We start from the raw sequence: 25,217 nt of genomic DNA on the forward strand, positions 1-25,217 counted from the left end.
CCTGATGCCTCCACACGGAGAGGATGCCGTTCTCCCTGAGGTGGCCATTCAGATCGAGAGACGACAGAAGGCTCTTCCAGGCTGGCAGCGACTCCGCATTGATCGAGCGGATCGCCCCGATGCTGGCCTTGATGCGTGAGGGCGACGAGGCCATCAGGAAACGCGCCAACCAGGGCGCCAGATGCGGCAGGTAGCCTGGCCGGATGGTCAGTGGCCCGAGCGGGTCCATCAGCCAGCGCGGCAGGTTCCGCCACGCCTTCGGCGAGGCGAGCGGCATCACGTCGGTATGGGCGATCCAGCCCGCATTGCCATCCGTCGGGCGCCCCTGCTTGGCCCCCGGCTCGATCAGAACCACCTCATGGCCCCTGTCGAGCAAGGCGTGCGCGGTGGCAAGCCCCACGACGCCGGCTCCTATGATCGCAACCCGCATGGTTTGCCCCTGAAACAGGCTTCAGGCCTAGCGGCTCTGGTCGACGACCTGGAAGCCGTTGGCGAAGGGATCCCGGTCGTCGATGAAGATGGTGTTGAACCCGGTCACCCTGGCCCAGCCTTCGATGGACGGGATGATCGCGTCCCGGTCGCCGACCGTGGTACGGCCTTCGATGCGCCCGGTGAAGGTCGAGCCGATGATGCTCTCGTGAACGAAGGCATCGCCCTCGTTCAGGGCGCCGCGGGCAGCGAGATGCGCCATACGGGCGGAGGTGCCCGTGCCGCAGGGCGAGCGGTCGATGGCCTTGTCGCCATAGAACACCGCGTTGCGTGCCGTGCTGCCCGGATTCTGGGCTTTCCCGGTCCAGAGAACGTGCGTCAAACGGTCGATGGCCGGGTTTTCGGGGTGCGCGATCTGGTAGCGTGCATTGAACGCCTCGCGCAGCTTCGGGCTCCAGCGCAGGATGTCGGACGGATTGACGTCTGCAACATCCGAAAAGAGCGTCTGCGGCTCCACGATGGCATAGAAGTTGCCGCCATAGGCAACGTCGACCGTGAGGTGGCCAAGCCCCTCGACCTCGACCTCATAGCCGGTGCCATAGAGGAACGACGGAATGTTGGTGATGCGCACCCGCTCCACGAAGGGACCGTTCTGCTCGTAGCGTGCCTCAACGACGCCTGCCGGCGTATCGAGCCGCAGCAGTCCCGGTGTCTTCGGGTGAATGAGGCCGTTCTCAAGCGCGATGGTCACGGTGCCGATGGTGCCGTGACCGCACATGGGAAGGCAGCCCGAGGTCTCTATGAACAGGATTCCCACGTCGCAATCCGGCCGCGTCGGCGGGTAGAGGATCGAGCCCGACATCATATCGTGGCCGCGGGGCTCGAACATCAGGCCGGTCCGGATCCAGTCGTATTCCGCCAGGAAGTGCTGGCGTCGGTCGAACATCGTGTCCCCTTTGAGCTGGGGAATGCTGCCGCCGCCGACCACGCGGACCGGGTTGCCGCAGGTATGGCCGTCGATGCAGAAGAAGGTGTGGCGCGCCATGGCCTCACTCGCTGTTCACAAGAGATGTTGTCGAAGACGAAAGGCGGCGCGTGACTGCACCGCCTTGATTTTATCAGGCCGCAGGCCTCAGGCCCACATCCGGCAGCTTCGGACGGTTCTTGAGCGCCGTGTCCATGACAGCCTCGACGTGAGCACGGTCCGCTCCCTCAAGAGGCAGACGCGGCGGGCGGGTCAGAGCGGAGCCGCGACCCATGATCTCTTCGCAGAGCTTGATGCACTGCACGAGGTCCGGGCGGGCGTCGAGGTGCAGGAGCGGCATGAACCATTCATAGAGCGCCCTCGCCTCCTCGTAGCGGCCGGCTTTCGCCAGACGGAACAGGGTCTCGCCCTCCTGCGGGAAGGCATTCGACATGCCGGAGATCCAGCCCTCGGCGCCCAGCATGACGCTCTCGACCACCACGTCGTCGAGCCCTGCGAACAGGACGAAGCGGTCGCCGACCATGTTCTTGGTGTCGACGAAGCGGCGCGTGTCCCCTGATGAATCCTTGAAGGACACGATGGTCTCGCAATCGGCCAGCGAGGCCAGGATGTCGGGTGTCACGTCGTTCTTGTAGATCGGCGGGTTGTTGTAGACCATCACCGGCAGATCGGTAGCCTTGGCGACACCGCGGAAATGGGCGGCGGTCTCGTGCGGCTTCGACGAATAGACCAGCGCCGGCATGACCATCACGCCGTCGATGCCGACCCGTGCTGCCTCCTTGGCCACTTCGGATGCGAATTGCGTGGTAAATTCGGCGGTGCCGGCAATCACCGGCACTCGGCCGCGGGACACGCTCTTGGCGGTCTCCATGACGGCTACCTTCTCGGAGCGGCTCAGGGACGTGTTCTCGCCGACGGTGCCGCAGACGATCAGGCCGGAGACGCCATCCCGGATCAGGCCATCAAGCACCTTGGCCGTTGCATCAAGATCAAGATCGTAGTTCGACTTGAACTGGGTGGTGACTGCCGGAAATACGCCTTCCCAACCTATTTTGTTCGCCATTGTGACCCTGCTCCCGATGGTGGATTGAAGTTCCATATTGTAGATTGTATAAAATCTACGCTGTCAAGCGAACCCTGCCCTCCTGATCCAAGAGTTCAATGGCAAACCGAGCTGCACCATCGTCGAAGCCTGTTCAGAAGACCTTCTTGCACCGGACGATCTCCGCCTCGGTGGCAGAGGAGTTGCGGAGGCGTATCGTTGACGGCGAGTTCCGAGCCGGATTTCAGCTCCGCCAGGAAGCTCTGGCCGTGGAGTTCGGCGTGAGCCGGATCCCTGTCCGCGAAGCCCTGATGCAGCTCGAGGCCGAGGGGCTCGTCAAGATTCATCCCCACCGGGGCGCCATCGTGTCGGCGCTCTCACCGGAGGAGGTCGAGGAACTGTTCGAACTACGCGCCCTCCTTGAGCCTCGCCTCCTCAAGGCCTCTGCTCCGCGCCTGATGGAAGCCGACTACCGGCGGCTGAGGGAGATCCTGAAGGAATACAGCTCGGAGCTTCACGCCATGCAGGTGAGCCGCTGGGGCGAGCTGAACCGGGAGTTCCACCTGGTTCTGTATCAGCATGCGGGTCAGCCGCGCTCCCTGGCCATCGTGGCGAACCTCCTGCAGGAATGCGACAGGCACACCCGGCTTCAGCTGGCCCTGACCGATGGCCGGGCACGGGCAGAGGCCGAACACGACGAGTTGCTCCGCCTCTGCGTCGACGGGCAGATCGATGCGGCCTGCAAGCTCCTGAAAACCCACATCGAAGGCGCCGGGAAGTCGCTCCTGAAGTACATTCACGAGCACCAGAACGACGGCAGGGCCGCGGAATCGGTCTAGCTATGAGGCCTGAAGGGCTGGCTCGGCCTGCTGCTTCATGCGGATCTTCGCCTGCCGGGTCATCCAGACGGTAAGGACGATGGTCGCCACGAGGCCGACAGCCAGCAGAATCCAGTTCGTCACGCCTGCGCCCCCTTGGGCGGCGGTGCGTCCGATGACACCGATCCACACGTTCTGGATCGTCCCAGGCACGATCCCGATGGCAGTCGCCAGGAGGAATGAGCGGAGGCGAACACCAGTGACGCCGAAGGCGTAGTTCTCGACAGCAAAGGGTGTGACTGGCGTCAGGCGCGCCAGCACAATGGTCTTGAACGTCTCCTCGTGGGCAACCGTATCGACGGCCTTCATGGCCGGGTGCTTGTCGAGAAAACGTTTGACCCGCTCCCGGGCGAGATAACGGCTGATCAGGAATGAGATCACGGCAGCCGTCATGCCGCCGAAAAAGCAGATCGCCAGCGCCCACCAACCATAGGCGACCGCTACGGCAAGCGTCAGCGGCACCCCTGGGACGAGCAGGATCGTGCAGATCACGTAGGCGACGCTGACCAGCACAACGCCCAACGTTCCCAGGCCCTGCGCCCAGCGGCTGAACCCCTGCAGCCATTCATCCATGGGCAGCAGGAACCAGGCGGCGATGAGGGCGACGAAGCCGAGTACGGATGCGGCGGCGAGCCAAATGAAATTTCGATTGGTGGAGGCGGATGACAAGGGCATGGCTTCTCGGTTGGCCGAAGCCAAACGTCTGATCGTCCCTGCCGTTCCGGGCTAAAGCTTTGAAGGCAGCTGCCGCACGGCTGCCTCCCCCATTGATGAATGGCGACTCCGGTAGGGCTCGAACCTACGACCTGCCGCTTAGAAGGCGGCTGCTCTATCCAGCTGAGCTACGGAGCCGTCCGGCGGTGGGCCTTGACTTCAGTGGGTCCAGGGGCCGACGCGGTTGAATTTGAAATTATCTGAATAGGAAATCGTCCGCCGCTTGATTTCATGCGGCTCCTCGACCCGGTAGGCGATGCCTTCCCGCTCCGCGTAGGCCATGGCCTCTTCCTTCGAATCGAACCACAGGCGGATCTGCTGGCGGGTATCGCCCGAGCTCGTCCAGCCCATCAGGGGTTCGATCTCGCGGGGCTTGTCCTGCTCGAAGACGAGAAGCCACTGCTTGGTCCGGGCCATCCCGGACTGGGTCGCAGACTTGGCAGGCTTGTAGATGCGTGCAGGCATCGCTTTCGGACTCTCTCCAAGACTCATGCGGTGATGATGGTCGGGGCGGCAGGATTTGAACCCGCGACCCTCTGCTCCCAAAGCAGATGCGCTACCAGACTGCGCTACACCCCGATATCTTCAACAGCTTGGTTTCTCTATCGATTTGAGAACCCCTGTGCAAGCCCCCCAGTTCCTCGTGCGACGCTCCTATGAAGCAGCAGCATCGGTGGAGTGATGTGCCGGCCCCGGATTGGAGCAACGCACGTCCAACAAGGAGCAGCAGCGACGCTTGCCAAGGTGTTCCGAGGTGCGGGCGCGTTCCTAGGGTCAAGAAAGTATTCATTCAATCACCATAGGAAAAAGGGCCGCGCTCTGTCATTGATCGACAGTGTCCGCGACCCTCCCGGCCCGTATTGCCCCTACGGGAGAATCCTCCCTAGGACAATGTTTACGCTTGATCAACCTGTTTTCGTTCATAGATAAACTTTTAGATAAGATACAATATCCTGTCGGATTGCCTGCAGATCTTCTTGTTGTAAGAATAGCCGCAATGATGACATGATCATGCAGCAGATATGCATGAACCGGCCTTCTTTGCCCCTACGGGCCGGACACTCAGCGTCCATGCACAGCCATGGACGCTTTCTTTTTGGCGGGGATCATCCAAAAGCCAGCATGACCGTTATCAACGCTCCAAGGGCGACAACCCCTGTGGCGAAGCCGGCGACGGTCAGGGCGTTGTTGCGGTCTCGGCGATCCATGGAATTCCCCCGGCTTGGTCAGAACTATCCTGCCAACGCGGAACAAGGACGAACGTCCCCACAGAAACAGTTCAGGCGGTTCGGGGCTATGCACAAACGGCGCTGGCCAAAGCGTTAGGGCATGGCACCTAGCGCGCATTGCTGGTCTTTGGCTGTCACGTCGTCAGTGATCACCCAATGGATGATTTTCTCATCCTCATCGATCTCAAGCACCATTTCGAGAACCGAGTTCTCCGCATAGACCCCAAAGAAGCCGTAGCGGCGCGCCCCCCAAGAAGGAAGGCTGAAACGCTCGATCTCGTGGGTCAGGCCATGGCAGCGCGCCAGGGTCAGCTGGAGGTCCTCGACCGAGTATTTCGTCTGCAGATCCGGCGCCAGAAGCTCACGGAGCGCCGCGGCATCCCTCGCGTTATAGACGCTCAGAAGGCTCTGGGAGACATTGATCACCGCATGAGGGCCAACCTGCGCCAGCGTCACCTCCGTCATCAACAGGCTGACGAGGACAGCGGCCATTCTCATGAGCCTGCCGGACATCCCTGCCCGTACCTGCTCAGCGCTTGAAGATGGGGTGTTCCACCCGGTCGCCCGGCTTGATGCCCAGCTTGGCTGTCGTGCCGGCGTTCAGCTCGAGAACGGCCAGCACCGGCTCGCCGGACGGGATCGTGCGGGTGGATAGCGGCTCGGTATTGGCGGCGATGCGAGCAATCGTTCCATCGGGTCTAATGAACAGCATGTCGAGAGACAGGTAGGTGTTCTGCATCCACATGGACACAGGTTCGACGCGCCCGAAGTCGAACAGCATGCCCTGATCCGCCGGCATGGAGCGCCGGTACATCAGCCCCTGCGCCCGATCTGCATCGTTGCGGGCCACTTCGACCCGGAAGGACTGCTTCTGTCCGCCCTGAGTGGCAATCGCCAGCGTCTCAAGGGCCTGCGCGTAGACGGAACCGGCCAAGAGAGCGACAAAGCAAAGAGCCGGGAGAACCGGCCGGAACCGCTGCAGCACGGATCGACTCATCAATGGGAGTGCGGCAGGGCCATGTCGGCCAGACGGACCTCGGCAGCCATGAGCCCCTTCGAGCCGTCGCCGAACCGCACGAAGACCCGCTCGCCGGGCTTCAATTCGGCAATGCCGTAGCGGCGCAGGGTCTCCATGTGGACGAAGATGTCCGGCTTGCCCTCGCCTTGGGTGAGGAAGCCGAAGCCGCGCAGGCGGTTGAACCACTTCACGACCGCAGGCTCGAGGCCGCTGGTCGGCACCACCTGAACATGGGTGCGCGGCAGCGGAAGCTCCGACGGGTGAAGCGCCGTCGACTCGTCAAGGGACAGGATGCGGAAGGCCTGCAGGCCCCGCGGGCGCTGAACGGCCTCGACGACGATCCGGGCTCCTTCATTCGCGGCCTGATAGCCGTCGCGGCGCAGGCAGGTCACATGAAGCAGAACATCCGGCATGCCGTTATCGGGAATGATGAAGCCGAAACCCTTGGCCACATCGAACCACTTGATACGGCCGCTGACTTGGACAAGGTCGAGAGCGCCCTCCTCCGAGCCCGGCTGAGTAACCTCGCGGCGCCCGTGATCCAGGGAAGGATTCTCCTCTCGGAGACTGAAAGAATTGGAGCCGTAATCGCCAGTCATGAAATAACCCAAACTCGAATCATGAACCCGATTCTTAAAAAGAGGATAACATCGTCCTGAATCAGGGGAAGCCAGAAACACACCTCAATGGCCGATGAAATTTTCGGCACGCCGCATGTTCTTGAAGTTACGCAATAAATTTCGAGAAGACTTCACCTATTTCCGCATGGATCACCAGATCGGCGGCCTTGTCGAGGGGTGTCGACTCACGATTGACGATGACGAGGCGCGCCCCGTTCTCCTTGGCGAACGCCGGAAACGCAGCCGCGGGATAGACCACCAGCGATGATCCGGCCACCAAGAAGAGGTCGCAAGCTGCCGTGAGTTTCTGCGCCCGCCGCATGGGTTCTTCCGGCATGGCTTGCCCGAACGAGATGGTCGCCGACTTGAGAATGCCTCTGCAGGCCATGCATTCCGGTGCATCACCGATTCTCTCGAAATGGTATCGCACCCAGTCGAGTTCATGCCGGCGACCGCAGGACAGGCACCGAGCGTAGGTGCCGTTGCCATGAAGCTCGATGACCTGATCCTCAGCCAGGCCGGAGGCCTGATGGAGCCCATCGATGTTCTGGGTGATGACCGCAGGCATCCGTCCCGAGGAGATCAGCGACGCAAAGCCGATGTGACCGGCGCTCGGGGCAGCGCCGCGATAAAGATCATCCATGGTGAACTTGCGTCGCCAAGCCTCACGTCGTGACCTCGGATCCTGGAGAAAGAGCTCGAACGGAATCGGCTTGTTGCGCATCCAGGGAGAGTTTGGCGAGCGGAAGTCGGGAATGCCGCTCTCCGTCGAGATCCCGGCTCCCGTGAAGCCCGCCACGATCCGGGCAGCTTGAATCATGTCCTGCAATGTGGCGATTGAACGGTTGGGACTTTTGGTCATGTCTGTTCATCTAAGACTGAAAGATCAGGAAGGAACGCCTCTGCCCATGAGACATTCGAACGCGAAGGCCGGTTCCTTCCCGCCGCAAGCGGTTGCAGATCTGCGGTGGGACGCCATCGATGTCGCCCGCGGGCTCGCGATCCTGGCGATGATCGTCTACCATTTCAGCTGGGACCTGAGCTTCCTGCAACTCATCGAGACGAACATCCTGCAGGTCCCGGCCTGGCGCTGGTTCGCACGCGGCATCGCGGGCTGCTTTCTGCTGCTCTCGGGCCTGGGTCTCGTTCTCGCCCACGCAAAAGGCGTCGACGGGCGCGCCTTCCTGAAACGTCTCACGAAGGTGGGTGGCGCGGCTCTCGCGGTGACCGTGGGCACGTACTTTGCTTTTCCCGACACCTATATCTTTTTCGGCATCCTTCATTGCATCGCGGTCTCGGGCGTGCTGGCCCTGCCCTTCCTGAGGCTTCACCCGATCATCACACTGGCCTCCGCGGCCCTGTGCCTCGCGGCGCCGTACGTCCTCACGGATTCGGCTCTCGATGCCCCATGGCTCGACTGGCTCGGCCTCGGCTCGGCCGATCCGGTCACCAACGACTACGTGCCGATCTTTCCCTGGTTCGGCCTCGTTCTGAGCGGTGTGGCTGCTGGCAGGATTCTGCTGACGAGACGGGAGACCATGAGCCTTGCCGGCTGGCGCTCCCGGGACTGGTTCTCGGGGCTTCTGATCTGGGCCGGGCGCAAGAGCCTGCCGATCTACCTGACCCATCAGATCATCCTTCTTGGCCTTCTCTACGGCGTGCTGCAGATCGTCGGCCCTAACCGCATGGCGGAAGCACAGCCCTTCATGAACCAGTGTGAGGCTTCTTGCCTGCAGAACGCCCAGCCCCAAACCTGCCGTGCCCTCTGCTCGTGCACCGTTGAAACCTTACGCCAGAGCGACCTCTGGCAGAAGGTGATCGACAACACCACGACGGCCGCGGACCAGACCCGAATTTCACGCGCCGCGCAGCAATGCCTGCGCCAGAGCCCTCCCTCCTAGGAGGCCTCTCGCATGATGGCGCACGCCAATGGACTATGTTCTATAGAAGATCTTAGACTTTGGCCGTAAGCTCAAGCTTGTTCTGGCGTTTTGAAACTGGATAATGTATCTATCGTCTCGTTCCCTTACGTTAGATGCCCCATGACCCATGCAGTGACCTTTCCGTCGAAGGCAGACGTCGCCCAACACGTCATCGCGCTCTGCCAGACGATCCACGGAAATAAAACGCCCCCTATCGCCATGGACGTCTCCCTCACGCGCACGCTTGCCTTCGATTCCCTCAAGCTCGTGCAGTTCTTTGCAGGGGTCGAGCAACTCTACCCCGGCATCGCGCTGGAAGACTGGTTCGTCGAGCACAGTGCCGATGGACGGGATACGCTGGACAGCGCTGCGGCTTACATGACGCGATTCCTGGCGCCGAGCTCCTAGACGGTTGAAACCGAGCCTGTTCCTGTCCAACTAGTAGCGGCCGGCTGGCAGCCGGTGTCCTGTGCCCGAGGGCACCTTTGGGAGGCGAATGGTGCTGCGCGACTATCTGGCTGAACTCCCTCTCATCGCGATCCTGCGGGGTCTGAAACCCGAAAACGCGGAAGCCGTCGGTCATGCTCTGGTGGAGGCAGGCTTTCGCATCATCGAAGTTCCTCTCAATTCTCCGGAGCCGTTCCGCAGCATCGAGATCCTGGCCAAAACCCTGCCGCGGAACGTCCTCGTCGGAGCTGGCACGGTACTCGATCCTGAGCAGGTGAACGGGATCCGCGACGTGGGTGGCCGGCTGATCGTCATGCCTCACGCGGATCTCGATGTGATCAGGCGGGCCAAGGAGCAGGACCTCATCTGCACGCCCGGCGTGGCGACACCCACCGAGGCGTTCGCGGCGCTCAAGGCCGGAGCCGATGGCATCAAGATCTTTCCCGCAGAGGCCATCCCGGCGGCTGTCGTGAAAGCCTGGCGGGCCGTGCTGCCCAAGGACGCCATCGTCGTGCCGGTCGGGGGCATCAAGCCCGACAACATGAAGCCCTATGTGGACGCCGGGGCGAACGGGTTCGGGCTCGGCTCGGCGCTGTTCACGCCAGCCATGCCGGTCGAGGAGATCGGCCGGAACGCCCGCGATTTCGCCGCCGCCTGGCAGGCTCTCAGAACCGCTTGAGCCTTCGGCGGACGTCATCCTGAAACATTCGGGCAGGAACCCCTGAGGGCAAAAGCCGTTCTCAGGAAGAGATCCCCTATTGTTGGAGTTTGACGATGAAAAAGACAGCTTTGATCCTTGCAGCTTCGCTTCTGAGCACCGCTGCATTCGCTCAGGACACCACTACGACCATCAAGAAGGAAGAAGGTCTCCTGGGCAGCAAGACCACCATTGAGCGCTCCACGGAGCCGAGCACGACGTCCTCCACGTCGGTGACGACCTCCACGACCGGGAGCGTCGGCTGCACCTCCGAGACCAAGCAGAAGACCGACGAGTTCGGCGACACGACGACCAAGAAGAAGGTCGAGTGCTAAATCGCTCCTGCGCTTTCCTCAGCAGAGCCCGGTCCACGCCGGGCTCTTCTTTTATCGGCGGCGCCCGCCGCGAAAGAACGGAACCGTGAGAAGGCGCCGACCCGTTTCGTCGGTAATCTCGAGCTCGATGTTGCCGGCATCGGCCAGCTCGTCGCGCAGCTCTTCGACCGTCGCCAGAGCCTCAGCCTTGGCCGCTTCGAGATCGGGCAGCTCGACGCCCTCCTCATCCTCGTCGACGTCGTATCCGTCCCGGATGTTGAAGAAATAGCGGGGCATGGTCTTAGCTTCATTCTGTGTGGCGGGAGAAACGCCTTTGCCGGCGGCAGGTTCAACCGAGAGCCTTCCGCCTCCTATACACATTCCTGTCCCGGACAACAGCCGGGATCCGAACAGTGGAGCTTTTTTCGTCATCGTGCGTTTATCAGCACGCCAAGGGCCAGTGCGGGTCAACCGTATAGGGAATACCATGATCCGTTCCTCCCTTGCCACGCTCACCGCCTTGGCTGCGCTGACTGCGGTCGCGGCCCCAGCCAGCGCACAGCAGGCCTGCGGTCCCCGTGAACAGCTCGTCAAACTGCTCGCCAGTCAATACAAGGAAGATCCCGTCGGCATGGGCCTGTCCCAGCCTGGACAGGTTCTGGAGGTCTTCGCATCCTCGAACGGCTCCTGGACGATGATCATGACCATGCCGGATGGGAAAGCCTGCATGATCGCCGCCGGCGACAACTGGGAGATGGTGACCAAGGTCAAGGGCAGCCCCGTCTGACCGGACGTCCTGCTCGTGGCCAGACCGTCTAAACCCGGAGCCTGCCGAATTCTTCCCTGGTGTCGATGTCCTGGACAACGGCTCTGTCCGCCGTCGGCCATTCCACGACATCCGGCCTTCCACGAAGAACGGGTCCTGCGCCAACGTCGCCGGAAAGCTCTTCGATTGCAGTCTGAAGAGCACGCGAGATCACGACAGGGTTGCCGCGCCTGCCGTCCAGCGTTGGAACCAGAGCAGCGGGCTCTCGGCTCTCATGCCAGCCGGCCACGAGAGCATCGATGAGGCTGGCGCTGACGAGCGGCATATCTCCCAGAAGGATCAGGGCAGCCCGTGCCCCCGGTGGCAGTGCGGAGAAGCCGGCCTTCAGAGATGTCGAGAGACCCTCGGAGAACAGGGGATTGTGAACGATCTGGACCGGGAGCCCCTTGAGCTCCGCCTGAACAGCATCAGCGCAATGGCCCGTCACCACGATGATGGGACCGGCCGTGGAATGGACGGCAGCCTCCGCCGCATGGCGAACAAGCGCCTTGCCGCTCACCTGGGCCAGCAGCTTCGGCTCCTCGCCGAAACGGGTGCCGCGCCCGGCCGCCAGGAGAATGGCCGCCACGTCGCTCATTCCCCACCCTCGCTCTCGCCGCCCTCGCGCGGCTGCGGTCGCGAGACGATCTCCATGAGAAGCCCTCCGACCCCAAGCGACATGATGTCGGCCCGTGTCACGGGCACGTCTGCGAGAAGGCGGTGCAGAATCCAGTCGAAGCCGTTATCCTTCGGGGACCGGGCGCAGCCAGGGGCACCGATGACGGGCTTGCCGCCGATGGAGCCGATGAGGAGCAGGTTTCCCGGATCCACCGGCATGCCGAAGTGCCCCACCCGCCCCCCGGCCATCTCGATAGCCGACGGAATGACGTCGCGCCGATCGGCAATGGCCGAGGCCCCGAAGATGACAATGAGGTCCGCGTCGCCACCTTCCTGTGCAGCCAGCTCCTGCGCCAGGGCCGCAGCCTCGTGAGCTACGCGTCGATCCTGCACGATTCGGGCGTGCGTCGGCTCAAGCCTTCTGCCGAGCACTGTGAGGGTCTTATCGATGACGCTCGGCTTGAGGCCTGGAAGTGTCGTCGAGACAACACCGACGCTGCGCCGGGCGTAGGGCGCGATGCGCAAGGCGCTCCTGCCTGCTCTCTCGACACCCCTGTGCAGCAAGACCTCCGAGATAGCGTAGGGAATGATCTTGACGGTGCCGACCATCTCCCCTGCGACCACCGGTCTGTACGCGGGCAGGGTGGCGGCCGTCATGGCCTCGTCGACGGCGTTGAGGCCGTGGATTGCCTCCACGTCGATGACGAGAACGCCCGAAGTTTGAGCGTAGAGATTGGAGCGTCCGGTGAACGGTGCTTCGACGGCGATATTGTCGCCCGCGAGGGCATGAGCCAGCCGGGAAGCTGCCTCGTCCTCAGCGATATCACCGGGCTCGAACCTAGCTGCGATAAGGGTCTCGACACCGGCCTGCCTCAGGCGCATGGCGATGTCCGCCGTGACGAGGGTTCCCTTCTTCACCACCATCTCGCCGGCCCGCACACTGTGCGCCGCCAACGCTCCGATCGCCTCCTCGACTGTTACCTGTCCGAAGTTCACGCCGTTCGCCTCCGCTCCTTGCGCAGGCTGGCAACAATCTCTGCCAGGATGGAAACTGCGATCTCCGCAGGCGAAACGGCGCCGATGTCGAGGCCGATGGGCGCATGAATTCGAGCGAAATCCGCTTCCCCAAAACCGGCCTCAGTCAGGCGCTGGACGCGACGCTCATGGGTTTTGCGCGAGCCGAGCGCGCCGATGTAGAAGCACTCCGACCTCAGGGCGGCGATGAGCGCAGGATCGTCGATCTTCGGGTCATGAGTGAGTGCAACGACAGCCGTATACCGGTCGATTCCGATTTCCGGTAGAACCGCATCGGGCCACTCGGCCAGCACGGGCACATCGGGGAAGCGCTCTGGCGTCGCGAATGCGGTGCGCGGATCGATGATCGTGACATCAAGGTCCAGCCCCTTGGCCATCGGCGCCAGCGCCTGGCTGATATGGACAGCCCCAATGACCACCACCCGCACCGGCGGCGCCTGCACGGTCAGAAAGAACTGGCGGCCATCCTGATCGATGAGCCCGCTCTTGCCTCGCCGCAAAGCACCCTGCAATTCCTGGGCCAGTGGATCGCCCTCGACCTCCGCCTCCCGAACGAGACGCTGCTCGCCCGACGCGACATCGGTTACGAGAACGGCGGCGCGCCGGGCGGAGCGCTCTGCGTTGAGATCGGACAGGAGGCTCAGGCGCATGCCGTCTAATCCACTCGCTCGACATAGACCCGGATCCGCCCCCCGCAGGAGAGCCCGACCTGCCAGGCGGTCTCGTCGGCGACCCCGAACTCGATCATGCGCGGCTTTCCGTCGGCAATCACATCCAGGGCTTCGGTGATCACCGCGCCTTCGACGCAGCCGCCGGAAACGGAGCCGAGAAATTTCGTCTCTTCGTCGATCACCAGGTGGCTGCCGACGGGTCGGGGCGCCGACCCCCAGGTCTCGACAACCGTCGCAATCGCCACGCCCCTGCCCTGGCGCCTCCAGGCTTCCGCCGTCTTCAGGATATCCGTGTCGGTGGAGAGCATGACATTTTCCGGCACAAGGAGCAGTTCGCCGATCGATACTGCCACCACCGGCCCTCGGACGGCAACCGGCATGGAACGGACAGGTGGTGTGGCATTGACAGGCACGGCGTCGCGGCGTCTGATCCCTCCCGAACAAGCACCTCCGCTGGATGGACCGCCCGCAGGATGCTGAACGACATCTACAGCCGCCGCATCCTGGAGCTTGCGGCCGACATTCCGCTTCAGGGGACGTTGCCGGATCCCCATAGCAGCGCAAAGGCCCACTCGAAGCTATGCGGGTCGACGGTTACGGTGCATCTGAAACTCGACGGCGATGTCGTCAGCGCCTTTGCTCATGAGGTGAAGGCCTGCGCCCTGGGTCAGGCCTCCTCGTCGATCATGGGACGGCATGTGATCGGCTCGACCGCCGGGGAGCTTCGGGCGCTTCGAGAAGAAATGCATCGCATGCTGAAGTCAGGCGGGGATCCTCCTTCCGGCAAATGGGCCGATCTGGCGCTGCTGGAACCGGTGCGGGACCTGAAAGCCCGCCATGCCTCCATCCTCCTCACCTTCGACGCTGTCGTCGATGCGCTGGCTAAAGCAGCCGAGAAGGAACAAGCCGTCACCAGCACCTGATCACCGCACCAAGCGTGCATTGCAGCAATGCTTGGCAGGTGACGTGCCGCCTGATTTGCCCTTACTCTGCTGTCGGGCTGGTGACAGGAGGAGAACGCAGCATGGCGATGACGATGCAGGGCGAGGTGGCGCTTCCGGCCGACCGGGCGACAGTGTGGGCGGCCCTCAACGATCCCGAGGTTCTGAAGGCGGCGATCCCCGGGTGCCAGGAACTGGAGAAGATCAGCGACACGGAGTTCCAGGCCGTTGCCAAGGTGTCGGTCGGGCCCGTGAAGGCAACCTTCAAGGGCGGGGTGAACCTCACCGACCTCGACCCGCCCAACGGCTACACGATCAGCGGAGAGGGACAGGGCGGCGTCGCCGGCTGGGCCAAGGGCGGCGCGAAGGTGCGCCTCGAAGACATGGAGGGCGGCACAAAGCTGATTTACGACGTCGAGGCCAATGTGGGCGGCAAGATCGCCCAGCTCGGCGGGCGTCTCATCAACGGCGTCGCCAAGAAGTACGCCGACGAGTTCTTCGCGAACTTCGCGAAAATCCTCTCGCCCGCCGAAACGGCCGCCTGACCGGATCTCCCGGGTCCGTTCCTTGAATCATTCCAATGCTTGACCGCTCCACCGGGGCGGGCCACACTCAACCTCGATGGATCGCATTCGTGCGGTCGTCCAACAACAATACCTGCCGGTGTCTGAGACCACCTGAAGGTTGGCCTGACTCCCGGCTTTTGAGGAGGAAGCCACGCATGACCACCGTCTCCCTGACGGTGAACGGTCAATCCGTCACCGCAGACGTCGATCCCCGCACCCTGCTCGTTCAATTCCTGCGCGAAAACCTGAGACTCACCGGAACCCATGTGGGCTGCGACACCAGCCAGTGCGGCGCCTGCGTCGTTCACCTGAACGGACAGGCCGTAAAGTCCTGCACCACCCTGGCTGTTCAGGCCAATGCCAGCGTCGTCACCACCATTGAGGGCATTTCTCAAGGCAGCGAGCTGCACCCCATGCAGGCGGCTTTCCGTGAGCATCATGGCCTGCAATGCGGGTACTGCACGCCGGGCATGATCATGTCCGCCATCGATATCGTGAACCGCAAGGGGAATACCCTCGACGAGCAGACCATCCGGGCTGAGCTCGAAGGCAATCTGTGCCGCTGCACGGGTTATCACAACATCGTCAAGGCCGTTGCCGCCGGAGCCCAAGGGATGGCCCAGGCGCCTCTGCAGCAAGCAGCGGAGTAAGGCGACCCGAAACGTTCGTTCAACGCACGGTGCCCTCCCGAAGGGATGCAAGCTGCAGACGAGCCTCGGAGCGGGCGCTCAATCGAAGCCCTCTCTCAGACTCCCGGTTCGCTTCCGCCTCAGGTCGAGGGCCAACGAAGACAGGGAGAAATTCATGACCGCTACAGGGATCGGCGCACCCGTCCGCCGGAAAGAGGATCAGCGTTTCGTCACTGGCCAGGGACGCTACGTGGACGACTTCAACCGGCCTGGCCAGGCTCACGCATACTTCCTCCGCTCGCCGCATGCCCACGCGGCGATCCGGTCCATCGACACGGGACCGGCGACGATCATGCCGGGCGTCATTGCCGTCTTCACCGGCGACGACCTCGCGGCCGGCAAGATCGGCGGGCTCATCTGCGGCTGGATGATCCACTCGAAGGACGGCAGCCCGATGAAGGCCGGGCCTCATCCGGCACTGGCCCAGGGCAAGGTGCGCTACGTGGGCGACCATGTGGCGGTGGTGATCGCCGAGACGCTTGCCCAGGCAAAGGATGCGGCCGAAGCCATCGTGGTCGACTACGACGTTCTCCCGGCCGTCGTCGATACGGCCCAGGCGACCAAGGCATCAGTTCAGGTGCACGACGTCTCCCCCGACAACACGGTGTTCAACTGGCATCTCGGCAACAAGGACGAGACGGAAGCCGCCTTCGCGCGGGCGAAGCACGTGACGAAGATCGACCTCGTCAACAACCGGCTGGTGCCGAACCCCATCGAGCCCCGTGCAGCTGTGGGCGAATATGATTTCGGAACTGACAACTACACGCTCTACACCACGAGCCAGAACCCCCACGTGGCCCGACTCGTCCTCTCGGCCTTCATAGGCGTCGCGCCCGAGCACAAGCTGCGCGTCATCGCGCCGGATGTGGGCGGCGGCTTCGGGTCCAAGATCTTCATCTATGCGGAGGAGACGGTCTGCGTCTGGGCGGCGAAGAAGGTCAAGCGCCCGGTGAAGTGGACCTCGGATCGCTCGGAAGCCTTCCTGTCCGATGCCCATGGCCGCGACCACGTCACCCATGCGGAAATGGCCACCGACGAAAACGGCAAGATCATCGCCCTGAGGGTCCACACCACGGCCAATCTCGGGGCCTATCTCTCCACCTTCTCCTCGTCGGTGCCGACCTATCTCTACGCCCCGCTCCTGTCGGGTCAGTACGACATCCCGGCAATCTATTGCGAGGTCGACGGGGTCTATACGAACACGGCGCCGGTCGATGCCTATCGCGGCGCTGGACGGCCCGAGGCCACCTTCGTGGTCGAGCGCCTTGTCGAGAAAACCGCGAGAGAACTCGGCCAGAACCCGGCTGAGTTCCGCCGCAGGAACTACATCACGCAATTCCCGCACGCGACCCCGGTCATCATGACCTACGACACGGGCGATTATGCCGCCTCCCTCGACAAGGCGCTGGAGATCGCCGACTACAACAACTTCGAGCAGCGCAAGCAGGAAAGCGCCCGCCGGGGCAAGCTGCGGGGAATCGGCTTCTCGAGCTATATCGAAGCCTGCGGCATCGCTCCCTCGCAAGCGGTCGGCTCGCTCGGCGCAGGTGTGGGCCTGTGGGAATCCGCCGAGGTGCGCGTCAACCCGACCGGCTCCGTCGAGGTGCTGACCGGCTCGCACAGCCACGGCCAGGGCCACGAGACCACCTTCGCCCAGCTCGTCTCGGACCGGCTCGGCATTTCCATCGATCAGGTCAGCATCGTCCACGGCGACACCGACAAGGTGCAGTTCGGCATGGGCACCTATGGGTCGCGCTCCGGTGCGGTAGGTATGTCGGCCATCGCCAAGGCGATCGACAAGGTGATCGCCAAGGGCAAGAAGGTGGCGGCCCATGTGCTCGAAGCGTCCGAGGGTGACATCGAGTTCAAGGACGGTCGGTTCGGCGTGGCCGGCACCGACCGTTCGATGGCCTTCGGCGAGATCGCCCTCCAAGCCTATATCGCCCACAAGTTCTCGGGCCAGGATCTGGAGCCCGGGCTGAAGGAGGGAGCGTTCTACGATCCCACCAACTTCACCTTCCCGGCCGGCGTGCACATCTGCGAGGTGGAGATCGACCCCGACACCGGCGTGACCAAGATCGAGCGCTGGACGGCGGTGGACGATTTCGGGGTGATCATCAACCCGATGATCGTCGAAGGCCAGGTTCATGGCGGCATCGCACAGGGCGTCGGTCAGGCGCTCCTCGAAGGTGCCTTCTACGACGAGAGCGGCCAGCTGATTACGGCCAGCTTCAACGACTACTGCATGCCGCGCGCCATCGACCTGCCGTCGTTCCAGGTCGGCATGACCGTGACGCCCTGCCCTTCGAACCCGCTCGGTATCAAGGGCTGCGGCGAAGCGGGAGCCATCGCGGCCCCGCCGGCGGTCATCAACGCGATCACCGATGCGCTGGGCCATGAGGATATCGCCATGCCGGCAACACCTCAGGCGGTCTGGCGGGCGGCCCAGAAGGTGCGCATGCCCATGGCGGCGGAATAAGGGAGAACGTCAATGTACGCTTTCGAATATCACCGCCCCACGAGCGTCAAGGAGGCGGCAAACCTCGCCGGCCAAGCCGAGGACATCAAGTTCCTCGCCGGCGGACATACCCTGCTGCCGACCATGAAGCTGCGGCTCGCGGGCCCGGCCAACCTGATCGATCTCGGGCAGATCGCCGAGCTGCGCGGCATCGAACGCTCCGGTGACACGATCACCATCGGGGCCATGATGAAGCATGCGGAAGTCGCCAACTCGGCCGAGGTGAAGGAGGCCATCCCGGCCCTTGCCGAGATGGCCGAGCTCATCGGCGATCCGCATGTGCGCAACCGCGGCACCATCGGCGGCTCCATCGCCAACAACGATCCCTCGGCGGATTATCCCGCAGCGTGTCTGGCCCTGAACGCGACGATCATCACCAACCAGCGCAAGATCGCCACGGACGACTTCTTCCAGGGCATCTTCACGACCGCTCTGGAGGAAGGCGAGATCATTACCCAGGTGTCGTTCAAGGTCCCGTCCCAGGCGGCCTACACCAAGTTCCGCAACCCGGCCTCGCGCTATGCCCTCGTTGGGGTGTTCGTGGCCCAGCATGCGGACGGTGCGCGGGTCGCCGTGACGGGGGCAGGCTCCAACGGCGTGTTTCGCGTGCCGGAGATGGAGCAGGCGCTGAGCGGAAACTTCGCACCGGAGGCTCTCGACGGCATTGCCGTGGCAGAGGATGAGATGAACAACGACATCCATGCGGATGCTGCCTATCGGGCGCACCTCGTCGGCGTCATGGCACGGCGCGCCGTGCAGGCGGCCGTCGCGCGGGGCTGAACAGCCGCACCCGAACGACATTGACCTGATGCCCGGGCCCGTCCCGGGCATTATGCCCTTGAGGAGGCAGCAGAGCCCGTGGCCGACAAACCCGGTTCCATCGACAGCACTTTGGCCCTTCTGGAGAGCGCCGGCTACGTAGCCGACCGTTCGCTCGCGACGGTGCTCTTCCTCGCGCTGAAGCTTGGACGCCCACTCTTCCTGGAGGGCGAAGCGGGCGTGGGCAAGACAGAGATCGCGAAGGTGCTCTCGTCCGCGCTCGGGCGGCGTCTCATCCGTCTGCAATGCTACGAGGGCCTCGATGTCGCCTCGGCGGTGTATGAATGGAACTATGCCGGGCAGATGATGGCCATCCGGTTGGCCGAAGCCGGCGGAGCGGTGGATCGGGACACGCTGGAAAGCGACCTGTTCTCGGAACGCTATCTGGTGAAGCGCCCGCTCCTGCAGGCGCTGGAGCCCGACACCGCCGGCGCCCCGGTTCTGCTGATCGACGAACTCGACCGCACGGACGAGGCCTTCGAGGCGTTTCTTCTGGAGGTGCTCTCCGACTTCCAGGTCACGATACCGGAGCTCGGTACCGTCAAGGCTGAGCACCCGCCCATCGTCATCATCACGTCGAACCGCACCCGAGAGATTCACGACGCGCTCAAGCGTCGCTGCCTCTATCACTGGGTCGATTATCCGGATGCCGAGCGGGAGCTCGCCATCCTCTCACGCCGTGTTCCGCAGGCCGCCGAGCGCCTGTCACAGGAGATCGTCGCCTTCGTCCAGACGATCCGGAAGGAGGATCTGTTCAAGGCGCCGGGCGTCGCCGAAACCCTCGACTGGGCCTCGGCTCTCGTGGAGCTCGATGCGGTGGCGCTCGACCCGTCGCTGGTCTCTGACACTCTCGGCGTTCTGCTGAAATACCAGGACGACATCCAGAAGATGCAGGGCAGCCGGGCCAAGGACATGCTGGATCAGGTTCAGAGCGTGCTGAGGGCCCCCGCGTGACCGAGAAGACCGCCCGCCAGGGTGAAGGTCGTCTTGCGGACAACATCGCCTACTTCGCCCGTGCCTTGCGGACAGCGGGTCTGCCGGTTGGGCCCGGGGCGGTTCTCGATGCCATTGCGGCGGTCGAGGCGGCAAGGATCGGCACCCGCGAGGATTTCTACTGGACGCTTCATGCGGTGTTCGTGAAGCGGCACGAGCACAGCATCCTGTTCGATCAGGCCTTCAGGATCTTCTGGCGGCGGCGCGCGCTCATCGAGAAGCTCATCGCTCAGATGTCGCCTATCGCTCCCGGCGGCGCCAAGGAGGAGAAGAAGCCTCAGGCCGGCGCCCTGCGCGTGGCCGAGGCCCTTGCGACGCCCCGGCAGGAGAAGCCGGAGCCGGTTGAGAAGACCGAGTTCTCCGCCCGTCTTACCGTGTCAGATCGTGAGGTTCTGAAGGCGAAGGATTTCGCTCAGATGTCGGCGGCCGAGATCGCCGTCACCAAGCGCCTGATCGCCGAGATGTCCCTCCCGGACGATGAAGTGACCACGCGCCGCTTCCTGTCCGATCCGCGTGGTCGCCGGATTGATCCGCGCAGAACCTTCCGGAGATCCCTGCGTGGCGGCGGGGCTGCGATCGACCTGGCCTATCGCTCTCCTGCGGTGCGCCATGCGCCGGTGGTCGCGCTCATGGATATCTCGGGCTCCATGGCCGAATACTCGCGGCTCTTCCTGCATTTCCTGCACGCCATCGCCGAGAAGAGGCGGAAGGTTCACTCCTTCGTTTTCGCCACGCGCCTGACCAACATCAGCCGCGAGCTCACGAGCCGCGACCCGGACGAGGCGCTGGCCCGCGCCTCGAAGCGCGTGCAGGATTGGGAGGGCGGGACGCGGATCGCTCACGCGCTCCACGACTTCAACCGCCACTGGTCCCGCCGGGTGCTCGGCCAGGGCGCCATCGTGCTGTTGTTCACCGACGGGCTAGAGCGGGAGGTGACCAGGGAACTGACCTTCGAGATGGACCGGCTCAAGCGCTCGTGCCGCCGCCTGATCTGGCTGAATCCACTCCTGCGCTTCGATGCCTTCGAGGCGCGGGCCACAGGCATCCGGGCGATGCTGCCGCATGTGGATGAATTCCGCCCGATTCATAGTCTGGCATCAATGCAGGAGCTCTGTCGTGCCCTGTCGGGCGAGCCGGCCGAGCGAAGCAACCCGCGCCGCTGGCTGCGGGCGTCGTGAGCGACACAAACCGAGCTACGGTCGAACACGGCCTCGAACCTGCGACAGGACGACGGCGCTGTGCAGAAGGCTTCTCTTGATGAGACGTCGGGCAAGATAATGCCAGCAAACTTCTCAAAAGATTGGATTTTTTAGGAGTGGAAGATGGTGGCGCGCCCTAGGGGAGTCGAACCCCTCTCTCCAGCGTGAAAGGCTGGCGTCCTAACCGATAGACGAAGGGCGCAGGTCATTCGGGGCGGTGCCGCCGAAGTGGGCGAACCTATAGATGGGTTCTTGATGCATCGCAAGCACCCGAATTCAATTATTCGGGTCTTGCGGCATCCGCGATGCGAAGCTCGGCTTTTTCCCCGCCGCCCCACCGGTCGATGGAGAGCGTGCCCGCCACGTGGAGCGGATTTCCGATAGCCTGGGACAGGACATTGCCCAGCGGCTGGCCCGCAGCGCGGAAAGCGATTCCGCCGATGACGCTGCCGTCGCCGCCGCGAAGCTTCACGCGCAGGTGCCCGCCGCTGCCGACCTCCCTCGCCTCCACAACGCGATGCTGCGGAAAGACGAAGGTAGGTTCGGGCTGGCCCTGGCCGAACGGGCCTGCCCGTTCCAGCGCCGTCACCACGGCCGGCTGGGCGCCGGCAGCCGTCAGGGTCGCATCGATGGCGAAATTGTCCCGCAGCCGCATGGCGCTCACCGGCTCGGAGAGCCTGTCGGTCACGAAATCCAGGAACCGCTGGAGGTCCGTGGCCTGGATCGTCACGCCGGCCGCCATGGTGTGGCCGCCGCCCTTGATGGCCAAGCCGGCTTCCACGGCAGCCCGGACTGCATAGCCCAGATCGACACCCGGCACCGAACGGCCGGAGCCGGTGGCCGTGCCATCCGGGTTGAGGGTGAAAGCGAAGGCCGGGCGGCGGAAACGCTCCTTGGTCCGCGCGGAGATCAGCCCCACGACGCCCGGATGCCACTCGGCCGAGGCCGTCACGAGAACTGGCAGGTCCGGCATGCGCTCCAGAGCCATCATGGCCTGGGCTTCGGCTTCAGCCACCGCCACGACCTCGATGGCCTGCCGGTCCCGGTTGAGCTGGTCCAGCTCGGCGGCCAGGCGGCTGGCCTGAACCGGATCCTCGGTCAGGAGAAGCTTCGAGCCCAGGGCGGCATCGCCGATGCGCCCGCCGGCATTGATGCGAGGTCCGACGAGATAGCCGAGGTGCCAGCTCTCCGGGGCTCCCGCGAGGCCCGCCGTGTCGAAGAGCGCCGCCAGACCCACCCGGCGGCGGCTCCGCATGATCGCCAGTCCCTGGCGCACGAAGGCCCGGTTCAGGCCCAGCAGCGGCACCACGTCGGCCACCGTGGCGAGCGCCACGAGATCGAGACTGCCCATCAGGTCAGGCTCGGGCCGGCCGTTGAAAAACCCGCGCGAGCGCAGGGTGCGATTGAGGGCGACGAGGGTCAGGAACACCACACCGGCCGCACAGAGGTGGCCGAGGCCCGACAGGTCGTCCTGCCGGTTCGGGTTCACGATGGCGAGCGCTTCGGGTAGTTGCTCGGGGGCCTGGTGGTGATCGAGGACGAGAGGATCAAGGCCAAGGCGGCGGGCTTCCGCCAGAGGCTCGATGCTGGCGGTGCCGCAATCGACCGTGACCAGAATGTCGGCGCCCTGCTCTTTCAGGGCCCGGATGGCATCCACGTTCGGGCCATAGCCCTCGGTGATCCGGTCGGGGATGTGGATGGCGTATTCCACCCCGCAGGCGCGCAGGTATTCGGCCAGCAGCGCCGCGCTGCAGGCGCCGTCCACGTCGTAGTCGCCGAAGATCGCCACCTTCTCATTGCGCATCACCGCATCGGCGAGGCGGGAGGCTGCCGCCTCCATGTCGGTGAGCTTGTGCGGGTCGGGCATCAGGTCCCGCAGGCGCGGGTTCAGGAAGCCGTCCGTCTCATGAATGCCGACGCCCCGGCCGGCGAGTACGCGGGCCAAGACATCGGGCAGGCCGTGGGTCTGGGCGATGGCGAGCGCAATGGTGCTCTGGGCGGCATCGCAGCGCTCGACCCAGGTGCGCCCGAGGGCGGAATTGGCGACGCCCAGAAAGGGCTTGGGCAGTTGAAGAGGAGATGATTCGGTCACAAGGGGACTCTTACCCCTGAATTGTGGTCAAAGCACCGGGCTTCGTTGCACTTGGATTCCGGGTCGGGTGCAGAGTTGCGCCTCTTTGTGCGTCGTCGGCGGCTACGGATCCCCTTCCCTCGCTTCGCTCGCCGGGGATGACAACCCGCCAACGTCATCACCGGCCCTGTGCCGGTGATCCCACTTCGTGAGGCACGACGCTTCTCGGGTCGGGATGGCCGGGACAAGCCCGGCCATGACGCGGTGGGTGTCGGAACCGAGAAAATGCCGCTCCCTGAAGCACCCGCAGCGGAAAGGAAGCGAAGCCACCCTTACGCCGCACCACCGCTCGCCGGGAATGTGTCCCCTCAGCCCAGCAGCTGCCGGTACTGGATGAAGCCGGTGCGGGACGCGACCTTCTCATAGAGCGCCTGGGCTGCCGTGTTGGTCTCGTGGGTCAACCAGTAGACTCGGCTTGCGCCGTCCGCTCTCGCCCTTTCATAGACGGCCTCGATGAGGGCACGGCCGGCGCCCTGCCCGCGGGATTGCTCGGCTGTGAACAGGTCCTGCAGATAGCAGTAGTCGCCCGTCGTCCAGGTGGAGCGATGGTAGATGTAATGCACGATGCCGACGATCCGGCCGTCGAGTTCAGCCGCAAGGCCATGCATGGGCTCGGCCGGATCGTTGAGCCGCCGCCACGTCTCCTCCGTGACCTCTGCGGATAAGGAGGATTTGTAGAAGGTCAGGTAGCCCTGCCACAGGGGCTCCCAAGCGGCATGGTCGTCGAGGCGGAAGGGGCGGATTTGAAGCACTTGGTTCTCCCGGCATGTACCATCGTCATCCCCGGGTTTGTTCCGGGGATCCACGTCTTGAGCGTCCTCAAACGTGGATGGCCGGGACGAGCCCGGCCATGACGCAGTATGAAGTGTGGTCTGTGCCTGGAGCAACCTAATCCAGATGGAACTTCGACAGCTCCCGGTGCTCGCCGTAGATGCGGCGCACGGTGCCGGTGGCGGAGCGATAGACCACGGTTTCCGTGGTGATCACGTCCTTGCCGAAGTGAACGCCCTTGATCAGGGCGCCGTCGGTCACGCCGGTGGCGGCCACGATCACGTCGCCGCGGGCGAGGTCGGTCATGTCGTACTTCTTGTTGGGGTCCGTCACGCCCATCTGGAGGGCGCGGGAGCGCTTCTCCTCGGTGTCGAGGATCAGGCGGGCCTGCATCTGGCCGCCGATGCAGCGGAGCGCCCCTGCCGCCAGCACCCCCTCGGGCGCGGCGCCGATGCCGAGATAGATGTCGATGCCCGTCTCTTCCGGCTTCGTGGTGAAGATCACGCCGGCCACGTCTCCGTCGGAGATCAACCGGATGCCCGCGCCCGTCTTGCGGATCGCCGCGATGAGATCGGCATGGCGCGGGCGGTCGAGCACAAGGGCGGTCAGCTCGTTCACCTTCACGCCCTTCGCCTTGGCGAGGTTGTGAAGGTTCTCTTCCGGGCTGGCGTCCAGATCGACCACGCCGGCGGGATAGCCCGGACCGACGGCGATCTTGTGCATGTAGACGTCGGGCGCGGCCAGCAGGGAGCCGGCTTCGGCCATGGCCATGACGGCGATGGAGCCCGGCATGTCCTTGGCGCAGAGCGTGGTGCCTTCCAGCGGATCGACGGCGATATCGACCTTCGGACCCTGCTTGTTGCCGACCCGCTCGCCGATGAAGAGCATCGGGGCCTCGTCACGCTCGCCCTCGCCGATCACCACGGTGCCGTCGATGGGCAGCTTGTTCAGCTCACGGCGCATGGCATCCACAGCCGCCTGGTCGGCAGCCTTCTCGTTGCCGCGGCCGCGCAGCCTGGCGGAGGCCACCGCCGCGCGCTCGGTGACGCGAACGAGCTCCAGGGTCAGGATGCGCTCGATGATTTGGCCCGGTTGGACGGTAATGCCTTGCGACATGGACGTGTCGTCTCCCTTATGATGATCGTCGCCGGGCCCTGCGGCCCGGG

At 64.0% G+C, this 25,217-nt stretch carries 30 protein-coding genes and 3 tRNA genes; 13 read left to right on the plus strand and 20 right to left on the minus strand.

Annotation, left to right across the window (positions count from 1 at the left end; all coding sequences use genetic code 11):
- The 3 genes from MA07_RS15235 to MA07_RS15245 all read right to left on the minus strand — a co-directional run.
- Positions 1–430: FAD-dependent oxidoreductase (locus tag MA07_RS15235; RefSeq protein WP_036352541.1), on the minus strand; the 430-nt coding region annotated here is incomplete at its 3' end.
- Positions 431–457: 27 nt separating this feature from the next.
- Positions 458–1,474, minus strand: coding sequence for a 4-hydroxyproline epimerase (locus MA07_RS15240; protein ID WP_036347006.1), 1,017 nt, complete (start codon positions 1,472–1,474; stop codon positions 458–460).
- 73 nt (positions 1,475–1,547) lie between these two features.
- Positions 1,548–2,477, minus strand: coding sequence for a dihydrodipicolinate synthase family protein (locus MA07_RS15245; protein WP_036352545.1), 930 nt, complete (start codon positions 2,475–2,477; stop codon positions 1,548–1,550).
- A gap of 146 nt (positions 2,478–2,623) precedes the next feature.
- On the opposite strand from MA07_RS15245, the gene MA07_RS15250 reads away from it, so the two are divergent.
- Entirely contained in the window at positions 2,624–3,295 is a 672-nt protein-coding gene (locus tag MA07_RS15250; RefSeq protein ID WP_036352744.1) for an FCD domain-containing protein, read from the plus strand.
- On the opposite strand, the gene MA07_RS15255 is transcribed toward MA07_RS15250, so the two are convergent.
- From MA07_RS15255 to MA07_RS15290, 8 genes are all read right to left on the minus strand, one after another.
- Entirely contained in the window at positions 3,296–4,009 is a 714-nt protein-coding gene (locus MA07_RS15255; protein ID WP_052003202.1) for a TVP38/TMEM64 family protein, read from the minus strand. It lies immediately after the preceding gene.
- A gap of 100 nt (positions 4,010–4,109) precedes the next feature.
- Positions 4,110–4,186, minus strand: a tRNA-Arg gene (locus tag MA07_RS15260).
- Between the two features lie 21 nt (positions 4,187–4,207).
- A complete protein-coding gene (locus MA07_RS15265) occupies positions 4,208–4,513 on the minus strand; it encodes an ETC complex I subunit (protein ID WP_036352548.1) in 306 nt (101 codons plus the stop codon).
- 37 nt (positions 4,514–4,550) lie between these two features.
- Positions 4,551–4,627, minus strand: a tRNA-Pro gene (locus tag MA07_RS15270).
- A 743-nt stretch (positions 4,628–5,370) separates the two neighbouring features.
- Positions 5,371–5,769, minus strand: a complete 399-nt coding sequence (locus MA07_RS15275; protein WP_036352551.1) for a hypothetical protein — start codon at positions 5,767–5,769, stop codon at positions 5,371–5,373.
- 37 nt (positions 5,770–5,806) lie between these two features.
- Positions 5,807–6,274: a DUF192 domain-containing protein gene (locus MA07_RS15280; RefSeq protein ID WP_052003214.1), complete on the minus strand. Its 468-nt coding sequence runs from the start codon at positions 6,272–6,274 to the stop codon at positions 5,807–5,809.
- Positions 6,274–6,894 (minus strand): cold-shock protein, encoded by a 621-nt coding sequence (locus tag MA07_RS15285; protein ID WP_036352752.1) that lies wholly within the window; start codon positions 6,892–6,894, stop codon positions 6,274–6,276. The genes MA07_RS15280 and MA07_RS15285 overlap by 1 nt, the downstream gene beginning before the upstream one ends.
- Positions 6,895–7,021: 127 nt before the next feature.
- Positions 7,022–7,735 (minus strand): Sir2 family NAD-dependent protein deacetylase, encoded by a 714-nt coding sequence (locus tag MA07_RS15290; protein WP_152568881.1) that lies wholly within the window; start codon positions 7,733–7,735, stop codon positions 7,022–7,024.
- An 88-nt stretch (positions 7,736–7,823) separates the two neighbouring features.
- On the opposite strand from MA07_RS15290, the gene MA07_RS15295 reads away from it, so the two are divergent.
- The 4 genes from MA07_RS15295 (at position 7,824) to MA07_RS15310 (ending at position 10,316) form a co-directional block, all read left to right on the plus strand.
- The gene (locus MA07_RS15295) at positions 7,824–8,816 is read left to right on the plus strand and encodes a heparan-alpha-glucosaminide N-acetyltransferase (RefSeq protein WP_052003203.1); all 993 of its coding nucleotides are present in this window, start codon (positions 7,824–7,826) and stop codon (positions 8,814–8,816) included.
- Positions 8,817–8,957: 141 nt separating this feature from the next.
- Positions 8,958–9,245: a hypothetical protein gene (locus MA07_RS15300; protein ID WP_152568882.1), complete on the plus strand. Its 288-nt coding sequence runs from the start codon at positions 8,958–8,960 to the stop codon at positions 9,243–9,245.
- An 88-nt stretch (positions 9,246–9,333) separates the two neighbouring features.
- Positions 9,334–9,963, plus strand: coding sequence for a 2-dehydro-3-deoxy-6-phosphogalactonate aldolase (locus MA07_RS15305; RefSeq protein WP_200879382.1), 630 nt, complete (start codon positions 9,334–9,336; stop codon positions 9,961–9,963).
- 95 nt (positions 9,964–10,058) lie between these two features.
- The gene (locus MA07_RS15310; RefSeq protein WP_036352564.1) at positions 10,059–10,316 is read left to right on the plus strand and encodes a hypothetical protein; all 258 of its coding nucleotides are present in this window, start codon (positions 10,059–10,061) and stop codon (positions 10,314–10,316) included.
- A gap of 51 nt (positions 10,317–10,367) precedes the next feature.
- Here the strand turns inward: MA07_RS15310 and MA07_RS15315 are convergent, their stop codons facing one another.
- Positions 10,368–10,592, minus strand: a complete 225-nt coding sequence (locus MA07_RS15315; protein WP_036352567.1) for a hypothetical protein — start codon at positions 10,590–10,592, stop codon at positions 10,368–10,370.
- A 190-nt stretch (positions 10,593–10,782) separates the two neighbouring features.
- Here MA07_RS15315 and MA07_RS15320 point away from each other — a divergent pair, with 190 nt between their 5' ends.
- The gene (locus MA07_RS15320; RefSeq protein WP_036352570.1) at positions 10,783–11,082 is read left to right on the plus strand and encodes a hypothetical protein; all 300 of its coding nucleotides are present in this window, start codon (positions 10,783–10,785) and stop codon (positions 11,080–11,082) included.
- A gap of 28 nt (positions 11,083–11,110) precedes the next feature.
- On the opposite strand, the gene MA07_RS29665 is transcribed toward MA07_RS15320, so the two are convergent.
- Genes MA07_RS29665 through MA07_RS15340 form a run of 4 tightly spaced genes read right to left on the minus strand, consistent with a single transcriptional unit; the run spans position 11,111 to position 13,732 of the window.
- A complete protein-coding gene (locus MA07_RS29665; protein ID WP_036352573.1) occupies positions 11,111–11,698 on the minus strand; it encodes a nucleotidyltransferase family protein in 588 nt (195 codons plus the stop codon).
- Complete coding sequence (locus tag MA07_RS29670) at positions 11,695–12,714, minus strand: molybdopterin-binding protein (protein WP_036352576.1); 1,020 nt, start codon at positions 12,712–12,714, stop codon at positions 11,695–11,697. Before MA07_RS29670 ends, MA07_RS29665 begins: the two co-directional genes overlap by 4 nt.
- Entirely contained in the window at positions 12,711–13,403 is a 693-nt protein-coding gene (locus tag MA07_RS15335; protein ID WP_036352579.1) for an XdhC family protein, read from the minus strand. Before MA07_RS15335 ends, MA07_RS29670 begins: the two co-directional genes overlap by 4 nt.
- Before the next feature lie 5 nt (positions 13,404–13,408).
- Entirely contained in the window at positions 13,409–13,732 is a 324-nt protein-coding gene (locus tag MA07_RS15340) for an XdhC family protein (RefSeq protein ID WP_036352762.1), read from the minus strand.
- A 165-nt stretch (positions 13,733–13,897) separates the two neighbouring features.
- Between MA07_RS15340 and MA07_RS15345 the strand changes: the two genes are divergently transcribed.
- From MA07_RS15345 to MA07_RS15375, 7 genes are all read left to right on the plus strand, one after another.
- A complete protein-coding gene (locus MA07_RS15345; protein ID WP_036352582.1) occupies positions 13,898–14,347 on the plus strand; it encodes an iron-sulfur cluster assembly scaffold protein in 450 nt (149 codons plus the stop codon).
- A 101-nt stretch (positions 14,348–14,448) separates the two neighbouring features.
- The gene (locus MA07_RS15350) at positions 14,449–14,910 is read left to right on the plus strand and encodes a carbon monoxide dehydrogenase subunit G (RefSeq protein WP_036352584.1); all 462 of its coding nucleotides are present in this window, start codon (positions 14,449–14,451) and stop codon (positions 14,908–14,910) included.
- Between the two features lie 176 nt (positions 14,911–15,086).
- Positions 15,087–15,581: a (2Fe-2S)-binding protein gene (locus MA07_RS15355; protein ID WP_036352588.1), complete on the plus strand. Its 495-nt coding sequence runs from the start codon at positions 15,087–15,089 to the stop codon at positions 15,579–15,581.
- A 154-nt stretch (positions 15,582–15,735) separates the two neighbouring features.
- A complete protein-coding gene (locus MA07_RS15360; RefSeq protein ID WP_036352592.1) occupies positions 15,736–18,099 on the plus strand; it encodes a xanthine dehydrogenase family protein molybdopterin-binding subunit in 2,364 nt (787 codons plus the stop codon).
- A gap of 12 nt (positions 18,100–18,111) precedes the next feature.
- Entirely contained in the window at positions 18,112–18,918 is an 807-nt protein-coding gene (locus MA07_RS15365) for a xanthine dehydrogenase family protein subunit M (protein WP_036352595.1), read from the plus strand.
- Between the two features lie 78 nt (positions 18,919–18,996).
- The gene (locus tag MA07_RS15370; RefSeq protein WP_036352598.1) at positions 18,997–19,911 is read left to right on the plus strand and encodes a MoxR family ATPase; all 915 of its coding nucleotides are present in this window, start codon (positions 18,997–18,999) and stop codon (positions 19,909–19,911) included.
- Entirely contained in the window at positions 19,908–21,128 is a 1,221-nt protein-coding gene (locus MA07_RS15375; RefSeq protein ID WP_036352601.1) for a VWA domain-containing protein, read from the plus strand. Before MA07_RS15370 ends, MA07_RS15375 begins: the two co-directional genes overlap by 4 nt.
- A gap of 148 nt (positions 21,129–21,276) precedes the next feature.
- On the opposite strand, the gene MA07_RS15380 is transcribed toward MA07_RS15375, so the two are convergent.
- The 4 genes from MA07_RS15380 to glpX form a co-directional block, all read right to left on the minus strand.
- A tRNA-Glu gene (locus MA07_RS15380) sits at positions 21,277–21,351 on the minus strand.
- Positions 21,352–21,429: 78 nt separating this feature from the next.
- Positions 21,430–23,241, minus strand: coding sequence for a single-stranded-DNA-specific exonuclease RecJ (gene recJ, locus MA07_RS15385; protein WP_036352604.1), 1,812 nt, complete (start codon positions 23,239–23,241; stop codon positions 21,430–21,432).
- 347 nt (positions 23,242–23,588) lie between these two features.
- Positions 23,589–24,032 carry a GNAT family N-acetyltransferase gene (locus MA07_RS15390; RefSeq protein WP_036352607.1) on the minus strand — a complete coding sequence of 148 codons (444 nt, stop codon included), beginning with the start codon at positions 24,030–24,032 and terminating at the stop codon, positions 23,589–23,591.
- A 136-nt stretch (positions 24,033–24,168) separates the two neighbouring features.
- On the minus strand, positions 24,169–25,167 hold the full coding sequence (gene glpX, locus MA07_RS15395) for a class II fructose-bisphosphatase (protein ID WP_036352610.1): 999 nt from the start codon (positions 25,165–25,167) through the stop codon (positions 24,169–24,171).
- Between the last annotated feature and the right edge of the window lie 50 nt (positions 25,168–25,217).

The organism is Microvirga sp. BSC39, assembly GCF_000739015.1.
In the GTDB taxonomy this organism is placed as follows: Bacteria; Pseudomonadota; Alphaproteobacteria; order Rhizobiales; family Beijerinckiaceae; genus Microvirga.

What these genes read in the sequence shown, in the direction of transcription:
- MA07_RS15350 (WP_036352584.1), top strand. Translation starts at nt 14,449, where the DNA reads ATGGCGATGACGATGCAGGGCGAGGTGGCGCTTCCGGCCGACCGGGCG.
- MA07_RS15290 (WP_152568881.1), bottom strand. Translation starts at nt 7,735, where the DNA reads ATGATTCAAGCTGCCCGGATCGTGGCGGGCTTCACGGGAGCCGGGATC.
- MA07_RS15345 (WP_036352582.1), top strand. Translation starts at nt 13,898, where the DNA reads ATGCTGAACGACATCTACAGCCGCCGCATCCTGGAGCTTGCGGCCGAC.
- glpX (WP_036352610.1), bottom strand. Translation starts at nt 25,167, where the DNA reads ATGTCGCAAGGCATTACCGTCCAACCGGGCCAAATCATCGAGCGCATC.
- MA07_RS15275 (WP_036352551.1), bottom strand. Translation starts at nt 5,769, where the DNA reads ATGGCCGCTGTCCTCGTCAGCCTGTTGATGACGGAGGTGACGCTGGCG.
- MA07_RS15315 (WP_036352567.1), bottom strand. Translation starts at nt 10,592, where the DNA reads ATGCCCCGCTATTTCTTCAACATCCGGGACGGATACGACGTCGACGAG.
- MA07_RS15340 (WP_036352762.1), bottom strand. Translation starts at nt 13,732, where the DNA reads ATGCTCTCCACCGACACGGATATCCTGAAGACGGCGGAAGCCTGGAGG.
- MA07_RS15355 (WP_036352588.1), top strand. Translation starts at nt 15,087, where the DNA reads ATGACCACCGTCTCCCTGACGGTGAACGGTCAATCCGTCACCGCAGAC.
- MA07_RS15300 (WP_152568882.1), top strand. Translation starts at nt 8,958, where the DNA reads ATGACCCATGCAGTGACCTTTCCGTCGAAGGCAGACGTCGCCCAACAC.
- MA07_RS15240 (WP_036347006.1), bottom strand. Translation starts at nt 1,474, where the DNA reads ATGGCGCGCCACACCTTCTTCTGCATCGACGGCCATACCTGCGGCAAC.
- MA07_RS15295 (WP_052003203.1), top strand. Translation starts at nt 7,824, where the DNA reads ATGAGACATTCGAACGCGAAGGCCGGTTCCTTCCCGCCGCAAGCGGTT.
- MA07_RS15335 (WP_036352579.1), bottom strand. Translation starts at nt 13,403, where the DNA reads ATGCGCCTGAGCCTCCTGTCCGATCTCAACGCAGAGCGCTCCGCCCGG.
- MA07_RS15245 (WP_036352545.1), bottom strand. Translation starts at nt 2,477, where the DNA reads ATGGCGAACAAAATAGGTTGGGAAGGCGTATTTCCGGCAGTCACCACC.
- MA07_RS15360 (WP_036352592.1), top strand. Translation starts at nt 15,736, where the DNA reads ATGACCGCTACAGGGATCGGCGCACCCGTCCGCCGGAAAGAGGATCAG.
- MA07_RS15255 (WP_052003202.1), bottom strand. Translation starts at nt 4,009, where the DNA reads ATGCCCTTGTCATCCGCCTCCACCAATCGAAATTTCATTTGGCTCGCC.
- MA07_RS29665 (WP_036352573.1), bottom strand. Translation starts at nt 11,698, where the DNA reads ATGAGCGACGTGGCGGCCATTCTCCTGGCGGCCGGGCGCGGCACCCGT.
- MA07_RS15280 (WP_052003214.1), bottom strand. Translation starts at nt 6,274, where the DNA reads ATGAGTCGATCCGTGCTGCAGCGGTTCCGGCCGGTTCTCCCGGCTCTT.
- MA07_RS15305 (WP_200879382.1), top strand. Translation starts at nt 9,334, where the DNA reads ATGGTGCTGCGCGACTATCTGGCTGAACTCCCTCTCATCGCGATCCTG.
- MA07_RS15365 (WP_036352595.1), top strand. Translation starts at nt 18,112, where the DNA reads ATGTACGCTTTCGAATATCACCGCCCCACGAGCGTCAAGGAGGCGGCA.
- MA07_RS15265 (WP_036352548.1), bottom strand. Translation starts at nt 4,513, where the DNA reads ATGCCTGCACGCATCTACAAGCCTGCCAAGTCTGCGACCCAGTCCGGG.
- MA07_RS15285 (WP_036352752.1), bottom strand. Translation starts at nt 6,894, where the DNA reads ATGACTGGCGATTACGGCTCCAATTCTTTCAGTCTCCGAGAGGAGAAT.
- MA07_RS15310 (WP_036352564.1), top strand. Translation starts at nt 10,059, where the DNA reads ATGAAAAAGACAGCTTTGATCCTTGCAGCTTCGCTTCTGAGCACCGCT.
- MA07_RS15320 (WP_036352570.1), top strand. Translation starts at nt 10,783, where the DNA reads ATGATCCGTTCCTCCCTTGCCACGCTCACCGCCTTGGCTGCGCTGACT.